Origin of the sequence: Dyella lipolytica (assembly GCF_030160075.1) — a bacterium.
In the GTDB taxonomy this organism is placed as follows: domain Bacteria; phylum Pseudomonadota; class Gammaproteobacteria; order Xanthomonadales; family Rhodanobacteraceae; genus Dyella_B; species Dyella_B lipolytica.
This window is the reverse complement of sequence record NZ_BSNQ01000003.1, coordinates 354938-366410: the sequence shown is the minus strand read 5'-3', so window position 1 is coordinate 366410 and position 11473 is coordinate 354938. Positions and strand designations below refer to the sequence as shown.

The following is an 11473-nucleotide window of genomic DNA, read 5'->3' as shown; positions in this document are numbered from 1 at the left end:
CTCTCCGCCAGCAATAAAAAACGCCCCTCGTGGGCGTTTTTTATTGCTGGCGGAGAGGGTGGCAGGCTGAGAGCCCACCCGGTTCGACCGATTCGCCGGGAGCAAATCGGGACAGCCGCAGGCTGGCCCCGCTGCGCCCAGCGCAGAGGGTGAGGCCCATGGATGGGCCGAACCATCCCACCCACTCACCCAATACATTCTTCACACACAAATTTTTGCGCCACGCATCCACATCCGGCATGCTGCGCCCATCTACCCGGCGGATGCTCATGATCGAATTCGGACACGGAACCCACGTCGGACTGCGCCGCACGCGCAACGAAGACACCTACTGCGCCGACGCAACGCTCGGCCTGTTTCTGGTCACCGATGGCATGGGCGGGCATCAGCACGGCGAAGTGGCTTCCGCGCTCGCGCGGGATGCCATTGTGGAACGGGTTCGTGGTGGACTGTCGTTGGTCGAGGCCGTGCATGGCGCGGCCGCGCAGTTGCTGGAGCATGCTCAGCGCTACGACGATGCGTTGCCCATGGGCACCACCGTTGCCGCGATCCGTTTTTCCGAACAAGGCTATGAAGTGGCCTGGGTGGGCGACAGCCGCATTTATCAATGGCACAACGGCCTGCGCCGGATCAGCCACGATCATTCGCTGGTGCAGGAGCTGGTGGCGTCCGGCGTGATCAATGAGGCGCAGGCTGCGCGCCACCCTCAACGCAATGTGCTGACACAAGCGCTAGGTATAACTGCACTCGCTCAGCTGCACATCAGCATGGCGAAGGGACAGCTCGAGCCCGGCATGAGCTTCTTGGTGTGCAGCGATGGCCTTACCGAGGAAGTGAGCGATAACGCCATCGCAAACATCGTGGATCGTCAGGATCTGGCCGCGCAGGAATGTATCGATCATCTGTTGCTTGCCGCACTCGACGGTGGCGGCAGCGACAATATCACGGCGATTCTTGCGCGCATTCGCTGATGCGGTTCACACGTCGGATTCTTGCCGACGCCAAACGGACTGCCCACCGGCACTTTTATCCAACGCATCGAGACGCCGCAGATGCGATTCGATTTCTTCGGCATTGGCGCGCAACACGCGCGGGCGACTCGCCAGCACGACGGGCGTGATAACGGCACGAACGCCGGTCTCGGTAGCCCCCTCGAAACCAAGATCGAGCACCACCTGCCCGGAGGTCATGGCGAGATAGACGTCGGCAAGCAACTGCGCGTCGATCAGGCCGCCATGCAAGTCGCGCGCGGAGTTGTCGACCCCGAGGCGTTTACATAGCGCGTCCAAACTATTGCGCTGCCCGGGGTAGCGTTCCCGTGCCATCGCGAGCGTATCGAGCACTGCGCACCGATCGGCCATGCGGCCATAGCGCTCGCCAACACGCGCGAGCTCGGCATCGAGAAAGCCGATATCGAAGGTGGCGTTATGAATGATCAGTTCGGCGCCGTCGACGAAGGCGAGAAATTCGTCCACGACCTCCGCAAAGCGCGGTTTGTCGAGCAGAAACTCATCGGCGATGCCGGTTACCTCGCGTGCGCCTTCGTCGATGGCGCGCTCTGGGTTGAGGTAAGTCTGGTAGTGCCGTCCGCTCGGTCGGCGTTCGATCAGTTCGACACAGGCGATTTCGATAAGGCGATGGCCTTGGCGCACTTCAAGGCCGGTGGTTTCGGTATCGAGAACGATCTGCCTCATGCCTGGTCCTTGAACTGCTCGGCCTGTTCCCGCGCGGCCTGATCGACGCGCTCGTTTTCAGCATGCCCGGTATGACCGCGCACCCACTTCCAACGAACCTGATGAGGCGCCACCGCGGCGGCGAGCCGTTCCCAAAGATCCTGGTTTTTCACCGGCTTCTTGTCCGCCGTGCGCCAGCCATTGCTTATCCAGCGCGGCACCCACTCTTCCATGCCCTGCATGACGTAGCGTGAGTCGGTGGTCACTATCACCTCGCAAGGGCGTTTGAGCGCTTCCAACGCGTTGATCGCGGCAAGCAGTTCCATCCGGTTGTTGGTGGTTTGTGCTTCACCGCCGCTGATCAGCCGCTCACTACCCTTGGCTCTCAGCAACGCCGCCCATCCCCCGGGACCGGGGTTGCCGAGGCATGCGCCATCGGTAAACGCTTCCACATCCGCCACTCGTTCTGCTCCATCTTCTCTTGTATGTGATGTTCAACTGACCGAACTACGACGCGCACCTGGCGCGAGGCCAGCCCGAACCGGTGTCGAGAGAGGCTTGGGTCGTAACCTTGTCGGCACACTCTGCGGTCCCTTTTTGCGTGCGACCAGCACGTAGCCGCCGCCGAGCATGCCTGAGGCCTTTCCGGGCTCGGCTGAAGGCAATGGCCAGATCCGCCCTACCCGCTGCACCCGTTCCACTTGCAAATCCGCGCGGCGCAGACGTGCCGCAAGCTGGATGGGCGATTTGGCCCGCGATGCCGTGCCCCGCGTCTGCCACAACCACCAAGGCGTCCATCCGCTCAGCGGATTCAGGCCCGTTAATACCAATACCCCGCCCGGCGCGAGCACGCGAACAATCTCATCCAGGGATAACGACGCAGGCTCCAAGGCGTGGCGCAGCAAGATCAAATCAAATGCCTGGTCGGAAAAGGGCAGCGGCTCAGAGGCGCTGGCGCGTATATCGCCTTGCAAGCGGTCCTGAGCCAATCGCAGCGTGACCCATTGACCAAGGTAAGGCGGATTCGGCGGCTGATCCTGACGCGCAGCCGAAAGCAGCAATGCCCGGGAGCCGGCACAGCGGCGCAGATCGGGTAGGTAGGCCACCGTTTCGTCGGCCAGCAGACCACGCATGGGCGCACTTGCGTAGATATCTTGGGTGCGCGGGGGCATGGATGGATGACCTGTCGCGGGGCGGATTGGACGAGAGTTTAATGGTTGGCTCCCCAAAGACGAACCAGTACCCAACGGCGGCCGAACGAACTTTCGATTAACACATATCTAACGATCGACCTTCAGCAGGGCTCTATATTCGGCGCTCTCGCGCAAGCCGTATGCCTGCGCCAGTCGATACGAAACCGCAGCGGAGATCGCCTTGCACGTCGTACCGTTACCGGCGCTTGCCGACAACTACATTTGGCTGCTGCATGACGACAGCAACCAGGCCATCGTGGTCGATCCCGGCGAAGCCGCCCCCGTCGAGTCCGCGCTTCGTGCGCGGAATCTGACGCTGCGCGCCATCTTGTTGACACACCATCATCCCGATCACATCGGCGGTGCCGATCGCCTGCGGGAAAACCACGCTGTTCCGATTTACGCACCCGATGATCCTCGGATTGCCGTCGCTACGCATCGTGTGAGGGATGGTGAAACGCTGACCTTGCAGCAACCGGCGGCGCGCTTCGAAATCATTGCTGTTCCGGGACACACGTTGAGCCACATCGTCTACGTCGGCGAAGGTGTGCTGCTTTGTGGCGATACGCTATTCAGCCTTGGCTGCGGACGTTTGTTCGAGGGCACGCCCGCGCAGATGCTGTCCTCGCTCCAGCGACTGGCTTCGTTGCCCGGCGATTTGCTGGTGTGTTGCGGCCACGAGTACACCGTTGCGAATGGTCGCTTTGCACAAACCGTAGAGCCGGATAACACAGCGCTCAAACAACGGCTGGACGAAGTCGCCAAGTTGCGCGCCGAGCATCGGCCCAGCGTGCCGGCAACACTGTCGAGCGAGCTGGCCTGCAATCCCTTTCTGCGCGTGGATAGCGAAGAAGTCATGGCGTGGTGCCGCCGACACGGTGCGGCCAACGATCCGATCGCACGCTTCGCCGCATTACGCTCCGCCAAGGATGTATTTCGCGCATGAAACCTGCACAGCGACTTTTGCCCATCGTGCTGGTTTCGCTGCTAGCAGCCTGTACAACTCAGCCCACCACTGTACCTACACGCGCACCCACGGTGACGCCACCCAGTCTGTCACCTGCCTCGTTACCTCAACCAGCGCCAACGGTTACGCCGCCGGTGACTCCTATCGGTACTACGGACGTCTGGGACAAATTGCGCAACAGCTTCGCCATGCCCGATTGCGACGCGGATCCGCAAATCATGGTGTGGGCGCATCGTTTTACCAAGGACCCGCAGAAATTCGAAGCGGCCATGAACAATGCATTGCCGCAAGTGGCCTACGTGCAGCAAGTGGCCGAGAAATACAATGTCGCAGGCGAATTCGTGCTGCTGCCGTGGGTGGAGAGCCAGTTTCGGCCAGTACCCGGCCATCGCAATCTGCCGGCGGGCATGTGGCAGATCGTGCCGAGCACCGCGCATGTGATCGGCCTGCACGTGGATCGCGGTTACGACGGTCGCTTGGATACCTCAGCGTCGACTGACGGCGTTATGCGTATGCTGCACGACTACTACAATGAACTGCATGACTGGCGCCTGGTCGACTACGCCTACAATCGTGGGGAGTACGCGATGCGGCAACTGGTCAAGCAACATGGCATACCTCCGCAAGAGCCCGCCATCCCGCGACTGCTCGTTCCGCGCATCACACGCGAGCATTTGACCAAGCTGCTGGCCATCTCGTGCGTAGTACGCGATCCCTCGCGCTTCCATGTGGAACTGTCCACGCTTCCCGCCGATCAGCATCTGGAAACCGTCGAAGTTACACAAGGCGTCACCATGTCGGGCGCCGCGAACAACTCGGGCATGACGACTGATTCCCTCAAACGACTGAACCCGGCCGTGTTGGGAGACAAAGTGGATGCCAATACCACTGGGTATCTGTTGATGCCGCACCGCAATGCCGAGCAGCTCCGTAACACGAGGCAGGCGGCTAACGATCAGCAGATGACGGCAAGCACACCCATGTCATCCGATCCGCCTGCGCCCACGGTCTCTGCGGACGAGACGGCGAACACGCAAGAAAACCACACCCCTGCGGCATCGCACCGAGTCAGAACGCATACGGTGCGATCTGGGGAAAGCCTATGGCAAATCGCACGGAGTTACTCCGTAAGCGTGAGCACGCTCCAACGCCTGAACCATCTGCACGGGAAAGAGCTCAAACCCGGTCAGGTGCTCAAGCTAGACGCCCCCTGATCCATGCCTTGACGTATGGAAGCCGCGCCGGGCCATGCCTGCTAAACTCCGGCGGCTGCGCCGTAACGGCGCACTGACAACCTTTTGGAGGACGCATGGGATTCCTGCACGGCAAGCGTGCCCTTATCACCGGCATTGCCAGCCAGCGCTCGATCGCCTGGGGCATTGCCAATGCAATGCACCGCGAAGGCGCGCAACTTGCCTTTACCTATCCGAACGACCGCATGAAGGATCGCGTCGATGAAGCGGCCAATGCGTTCGGCTCCAACATCGTGCTGCCCTGCGACGTCGCCGACGACGCTCAGATCGAAAACCTGTTCGTGGAGCTGGGCAAGCACTGGGACGGCTTCGACATTCTGGTGCATTCGATCGGTTTCGCACCGCGCGAGGCGATCCAGGGGCAGTACCTGGACAATCTGACGCGCGAGAACTTCACGATCGCGCACGACATTTCGAGCTACAGCCTGGCTGCTCTGGCCAAGGCCGCACGCCCGATGATGGCGGGCCGTAATGGCGCGATTCTTACCCTTACGTATCTTGGCGCCGAACGCGCTTTGAACAACTACAACGTGATGGGTCTGGCCAAGGCGAGCCTAGAGGCCAACGTTCGCTACCTCGCTTTCAACCTCGGCCCCGAGACCACTCGCGTCAATGCGATTTCCGCCGGCCCGATCAAGACGCTGGCCGCGGCCGGTATCGCCAACTTCCGCAAGATGCTCGACCATGTGGAAGAGAATGCACCGCTGCGTCGTAGCGTGACGATCGACGAAGTGGGCAACGTCGGCGCGTTTCTGTGCTCGGACCTCGCCTCTGGCATTACGGGTGAAATCACCTACGTGGATGCGGGTTACAACACCTTGGGCATGACTGGCATCTAAGCCGGTTTTTACAAGGTACAAAAAAAGGGCGGCTCCTCGGAGCCGCCCTTTTTCGTCTCGACTGGCATGATCGCGCGTTACATGCGGTCCTTGGCGATCTGGATCTTGGTATTCGTCTTGAGCGCATCGATGAAGCCTTGCGTCTCCACACCGCCGTAGACCTGCATCATCTGGCGATAGAGCTGCTGGCGATCGTCCGCCGTGAGCTTAGACAGATCACCGCCTTCGACCTTGTCGACCGCGAGCACGGCGTACGAACCGTGATCCAACGAAACATCGGCATATTGCGGTTTGCCATTCTCAGGATGCGGTGTCACGAAGGCCTGCGTCAGCACCGGCTGCGGCACACCGGGCCCTTGCTGGACGCGCTGGATCTGCTTGGCGGTCTGCACATCGGCGTGCTCGGCCGCAGCGACAGTCGCCAAATCCTCGCCTTTGCTCAGGCGGTCGACCAGTACGTCAGCCTTCTGGTGGGCAGCTTCGGCAATCCGCTCATCGAGAATCTTCTGGACGATGGCGTCGCGAACTTCCGCAACCGGGCGCGGCGCGGCCGGCACGTGCTTGTCAACGCGCACCACAATCGAGTCGGTCTTGCTCAGATCGATCAGGCTGGAGTTGTTGCCGGACGCGATCACGTCATTGGAAAACGCTGCCGCAATGACCTTGGGGTTGGCAGCAATGCCCTGCCCACCTTCGTGTCCGAACAGGGGCGTTTCCTTGATCTGCAATTGCAAGGCTTGAGCAGCCGGTTCCAGTGAACCGGGGTTCTGCGAAGTGAGATCTGTCATCTTGCCGGCCACGTCGCTATACATGCGATCGTGATCGGCGGTGATCGCTTCCTTGAGGAGCTGATCGTGCACTTCCGCAAAAGGTTTGGTCTGGCCGCTGTTGATATCGCGCAGCCAGATGATGTGATAACCCTCGTCGGAAAGCACCGGCTTGGAAATCTGACCCTTCTGCAGCGCGAACATAGCCGCATCGAAAGCAGGGTTGGTCACGCCTTTCTGCAACCACCCGAGGTCGCCACCCTGCAGTTTGGAACCAAGGTCGTCGGAATCTTGCTGTGCAAGCTTGGCAAAATTTTCAGGGGTGGCCTCGGCGGCGATCTTCTCAGCCTTGTCCAAGGCGGCCTTCTGTTGTGCAGGCGTTGCATTCTTGGGCACGTTGACCAGGATGTGCGAAACCTCGCGTTGCTCAGGCATACCGAAGCGCTGAATCTCATCCTGATAACGCTTTTTCAACTCATCTTCGGTCGGTTGTGTGTCGGACTTCAGATCGGTCGCGTTCACTTCGATGTACTTCAGCGAGACCTGCTCCGGATTCATGTAATCGGCCTGGTGGGCCTTGTAGTAGTCCTGCACTTGCGCGTCGGTGACCTGGCTATCCGCCGGCGCAGGGCGCGGCAGCACGAAATAGCGGATATCCCTACGCTGCAGCTTGATGTCCAGATAGCGGTCGATGTCCGCATTGGTGACGATGGTGCTGCCGCTGATCGCATCGGGCAGCAGACTGCTCTGCAGCGAGGTGCTCACGTTGTTTTGGTACATATCGGGCGTGAGATTGGCGGCGGCCAACTGTGCGCGATACATAGTCGGGTCAAACTTGCCATCGACCTGGAAAGCCGGCGTGGCGGCGATGGTGTCGCGCAGCGACTGATCCGACACCCGCATGCCGAGGTCTTCGTTGGCCTGTAGCACCAATTGCTGGCCGATCAACTCGTCGAGTATCTGTTGCTTGAATTCCGGCTTCTCAAAAACGCTCGGATCGAACTGGTCACCCATCTGCGCGCGTTGCTGCTGACGGATGTGGTTCATCGTGTCTTGAAATTGCTGCTGGCCGATCTCGCGCTTCCCGACCTTGGCGACGAAGGTCTCGGCCTGCGAGCTGAAGTAGCCTTCAATGCCGAAGAATGACATCGCAAATACGGCGATGCCCAGCACGATAATGGCTGGCCATCCATGTATTTTGTCACGTAACGACTGCAGCATGAGATCTTCCCGCAATAATGTTGGCGCGTTGCCGCGCATGACCTAAACAAGCTTGCCCCTAAACAACAAGGGCGCCACGGGGGCGCCCTTGCAAACCGTGGCGGAGCGGACGGGACTCGAACCCGCGACCTCCGGCGTGACAGGCCAGCATTCTAACCGACTGAACTACCGCTCCACATTCTGGTGGGTGCTGTAGGGATCGAACCTACGACCCTCGCCTTGTAAGGGCGACGCTCTACCGCTGAGCTAAGCACCCGAAACCAAGCGGGCCGCTTAGTTTAGGGCGTCCTTGAGCGTCTTGCCAGCCTTGAAAGCCGGAACTTTGGAGGCGGCGATCTTGATCTCTTCGTTCGTACGGGGGTTGCGACCGGTACGGGCAGCACGGCTGCGCACGGTGAAAGTGCCAAAGCCAACCACTGACACGTCATCACCCTTCTTCAGAGCCTTCTGCACGGTCTCGAAAAACGCTTCGAGCGCGCGGCCTGCGTCGGCCTTGGTCAATTCGGCATGTTCGGCGACGGCATTGATCAGATCGGTTTTATTCATTGAGTTACTCCCTTAAACAGGTATTCGGCCCGCGTGATAGGTTGGGAACGGGACAACGCAGGAAGGATCATCGATTCATGAAAGGCGTTGCGTTGCCACGCAATCCCGCATCGCTGTGCATTCTGCTGAAGCCCCAGGATGGCGGTGAGCCTTTATACCAGCGCCCCCCGGGGTCCGCAATATAAGCAGTACCAACGCTTCGCGGAGGTTCAGCGGTACAAGGTTATTCGCACCCACCACCATGCATATGTTGTTTGGCAACGATATTGCACGCGATGAAATAGGCGACACGTAAAACGTGTCGCCTATCGCAAATTGCGTGCTGAGGTGAAACCGCGCTCGCTCAGTGCGTCCGCGTGGGCGTCTCCGCGTTCTCATCGTGTGCCGCGGTGTCGGCTGTCGCGGCAGGCTCGGCCTCCTTGGCTGGCAACGGCTGTAGCGGACGCTCCAGCGCGATGTCCAGCACTTCATCGATCCAGCGCACGGGATGAATTTCGAGCGAGCTGGTGATGTTTTCCGGAATATCCGCCAAATCCTTGCGATTCTCATCCGGAATGATCACGGTCGTGATGCCACCGCGATGTGCGGCGAGCAGTTTTTCTTTCAGACCACCGATCGGCAGTACGCGACCACGCAGGGTGATTTCGCCTGTCATCGCCACTTCCGAACGAACCGGCACTTTGGTCAACGCAGAAACCAAGGCCGTGCACATCGCGATACCGGCGCTCGGACCATCCTTCGGCGTAGCTCCTTCCGGCACATGGATATGCAGATCGAATTTCTCGTGGAAATCGGGTTCGATACCTAGCTGGCTGGCACGCGCCCGAACCACCGAGAGTGCCGCCTGGATCGACTCTTTCATCACGTCGCCCAGCTGACCGGTATGTATTTGGCGACCCTTGCCCGGCACGATCGACGCTTCGATGCTCAGCAGATCGCCACCGACCTGGGTCCAGGCAAGACCCGTGACCAGGCCGACTTCGTTCTGCAGTTCCTTGCGACCAAAGTCAAAGCGACGCACACCGAGATATTGATCGAGATTGGCCGAATCCACGCGCACCTTGCCCGATGCCGCAGCCGCCTTCGTCTTGCTCTTTTTAGCGTCCGCGGCCTTGGCTTTCTCCGCCGCCTTCTTGTGCTCACCCAACGTCAGTTGTTTGACGACTTTGCGGCAGATCTTGGAAATCTCGCGCTCGAGATTACGCACGCCGGATTCGCGTGTGTAGTAGCGCACGATATCGCGCACGGCTTCTCCATCCACCGATACCTCGTCCGGTTTCAGGCCGTTGGCTTTGATCTGTTTGGGCAGCAGATATTTCTGCGCGATCCCAAGTTTCTCGTCCTCGGTGTATCCGGGGATACGAATAACTTCCATGCGATCCAGCAGCGGGCCGGGAATATTCAGCGAGTTGGCCGTAGCGATCCACATCACTTCGGAAAGATCGAGATCGACTTCCAGATAGTGATCGTTGAACGTGTGGTTCTGCTCGGGATCGAGTACTTCGAGCAATGCCGATGACGGATCGCCGCGGAAGTCCATCGACATCTTGTCGATCTCGTCGAGCACGAACAGCGGGTTCTTGGTCCCTACTTTGTTCATGTTCTGCACGATGCGTCCCGGCATCGAACCGATATAGGTACGACGATGGCCGCGAATTTCCGCTTCGTCCCGCACGCCACCCAGGCTCATGCGAACGAACTTGCGATTGGTCGCCTTGGCGATCGACTGCCCCAGCGAGGTCTTGCCCACGCCGGGTGGGCCGACCAGGCACAGAATGGGGCCTTTCATGGCGCTCACGCGCTGTTGCACAGCCAAGTACTCGAGGATGCGCTCCTTGACCTTCTCCAGGCCGAAGTGATCGGCATCGAGCACTTCCTGGGCCAGCGCGAGGTCCTTACGAACTTTGCTGCGTTTTTTCCACGGCACGCCGATCAGCCAATCCAGGTAGTTGCGCACCACCGTGGCTTCGGCCGACATCGGCGACATCTGTTTGAGCTTGCCAAACTCCTGCCGCGCCTTGGCCAGGACCGGCTTGGGCATGCCGGATTCTTCGATTTTCTTCTGCAGTTCTTCGATCTCGTTCGGGCCATCCTCGCCCTCGCCCAGCTCCTTCTGGATCGCCTTCATCTGCTCGTTGAGGTAGTACTCGCGCTGACTCTTTTCCATCTGCGACTTCACACGGCCGCGGATGCGCTTTTCCACCTGCTGCAGATCGATCTCGCCATCGACCAGACCGATGAGCAGTTCGAGACGCTGGCCGACGTCGGCCGTCTCCAACACCTTCTGCTTGTCGGACATGCGCACGGTGAGGTGCGCGGCAATGGAGTCGGCCAGACGCGATGGATCGTCGATGCCGGAAAGCGTCGCCAATACTTCAGGCGGCAGCTTGCGGCTCTGCTTCACCAACTGCTCGAACAGCGACACCAGCGTGCGCGACACCACATCCAGTTCGCGTTCCTTGACGTTATAAACCGGTTCGATCACACGCGAACGCGCGGTCAGCATGCCGCTGTCGTCGTGGTATTCCTCGATCGATACGCGCGACTGTCCTTCGACCAGCACCTTCACGGTGCCATCGGGAAGTTTCAACAATTGCAGCACGCCAGCGAGCGTGCCGATTTCGTGAAGATCCTTGATCGCGGGATCGTCGATATCGGGGCTCTTCTGCGCCACCAGCAGAATTTGTCGTTCGCCTTCCATCGCACGCTCGAGCGCACGCATGGATTTGTCACGCCCGACGAACAACGGAATCACCATGTGCGGATACACGACTACGTCGCGCAGCGGGAGCACCGGCAGCGCGTCCAGAACGGCACTGGTGTTGGCAGTAGATGCGGCACTTTTTGCCATCGCAGGAAATCTCTCGCGAAAAATGAAAGCGGACGGCCCCGACACTGCGCCGAGGTCACTATCTCGTCAAGTGGAGGCGTAACGGCCCGCACTCAAGTGCTGGCCCCACAACGAAAAACAAACGGCCCCGGCGAATACCGCCGAGGCCGTCGTTGGCGGATGT

10 protein-coding genes and 2 tRNA genes are annotated in these 11473 nt (G+C 60.0%); 4 read left to right on the top strand and 8 right to left on the bottom strand.

From position 1 onward, the window contains the following. Positions 1-269 precede the first annotated feature (269 nt). Entirely contained in the window at positions 270-971 is a 702-nt protein-coding gene (locus QQL64_RS03275) for a PP2C family protein-serine/threonine phosphatase (RefSeq protein WP_284395875.1), read from the top strand. 6 nt (positions 972-977) lie between these two features. On the opposite strand, the gene dnaQ is transcribed toward QQL64_RS03275, so the two are convergent. Genes dnaQ through QQL64_RS03260 form a run of 3 tightly spaced genes read right to left on the bottom strand, consistent with a single transcriptional unit; the run spans position 978 to position 2845 of the window. Further along, positions 978-1694: a DNA polymerase III subunit epsilon gene (gene dnaQ, locus QQL64_RS03270; RefSeq protein WP_284395874.1), complete on the bottom strand. Its 717-nt coding sequence runs from the start codon at positions 1692-1694 to the stop codon at positions 978-980. Next, positions 1691-2134 carry a ribonuclease HI gene (gene rnhA / locus QQL64_RS03265; protein ID WP_284395873.1) on the bottom strand — a complete coding sequence of 148 codons (444 nt, stop codon included), beginning with the start codon at positions 2132-2134 and terminating at the stop codon, positions 1691-1693. Before rnhA ends, dnaQ begins: the two co-directional genes overlap by 4 nt. A gap of 33 nt (positions 2135-2167) precedes the next feature. After that, on the bottom strand, positions 2168-2845 hold the full coding sequence (locus QQL64_RS03260) for a methyltransferase domain-containing protein (RefSeq protein ID WP_284395872.1): 678 nt from the start codon (positions 2843-2845) through the stop codon (positions 2168-2170). 202 nt (positions 2846-3047) lie between these two features. On the opposite strand from QQL64_RS03260, the gene gloB reads away from it, so the two are divergent. The 3 genes from gloB (at position 3048) to QQL64_RS03245 (ending at position 5925) form a co-directional block, all read left to right on the top strand. Continuing rightward, entirely contained in the window at positions 3048-3812 is a 765-nt protein-coding gene (gene gloB, locus QQL64_RS03255) for a hydroxyacylglutathione hydrolase (RefSeq protein ID WP_284395871.1), read from the top strand. Further along, the gene (locus tag QQL64_RS03250) at positions 3809-5047 is read left to right on the top strand and encodes a LysM peptidoglycan-binding domain-containing protein (protein ID WP_284395870.1); all 1239 of its coding nucleotides are present in this window, start codon (positions 3809-3811) and stop codon (positions 5045-5047) included. Before gloB ends, QQL64_RS03250 begins: the two co-directional genes overlap by 4 nt. Before the next feature lie 95 nt (positions 5048-5142). Continuing rightward, a complete protein-coding gene (locus QQL64_RS03245; protein ID WP_284395869.1) occupies positions 5143-5925 on the top strand; it encodes an enoyl-ACP reductase FabI in 783 nt (260 codons plus the stop codon). Between the two features lie 77 nt (positions 5926-6002). Here the strand turns inward: QQL64_RS03245 and QQL64_RS03240 are convergent, their stop codons facing one another. The 5 genes from QQL64_RS03240 to lon all read right to left on the bottom strand — a co-directional run bounded on the left by QQL64_RS03240 (position 6003) and on the right by lon (position 11310). After that, positions 6003-7913, bottom strand: a complete 1911-nt coding sequence (locus tag QQL64_RS03240; RefSeq protein WP_284395868.1) for a SurA N-terminal domain-containing protein — start codon at positions 7911-7913, stop codon at positions 6003-6005. A gap of 98 nt (positions 7914-8011) precedes the next feature. After that, positions 8012-8088, bottom strand: a tRNA-Asp gene (locus QQL64_RS03235). A 6-nt stretch (positions 8089-8094) separates the two neighbouring features. Next, positions 8095-8169: transfer RNA gene (locus tag QQL64_RS03230), tRNA-Val, on the bottom strand. A 17-nt stretch (positions 8170-8186) separates the two neighbouring features. Then, a complete protein-coding gene (locus QQL64_RS03225) occupies positions 8187-8459 on the bottom strand; it encodes an HU family DNA-binding protein (RefSeq protein WP_284395867.1) in 273 nt (90 codons plus the stop codon). Positions 8460-8802: 343 nt separating this feature from the next. Beyond that, positions 8803-11310 carry an endopeptidase La gene (lon, locus tag QQL64_RS03220; protein WP_284395866.1) on the bottom strand — a complete coding sequence of 836 codons (2508 nt, stop codon included), beginning with the start codon at positions 11308-11310 and terminating at the stop codon, positions 8803-8805. Between the last annotated feature and the right edge of the window lie 163 nt (positions 11311-11473).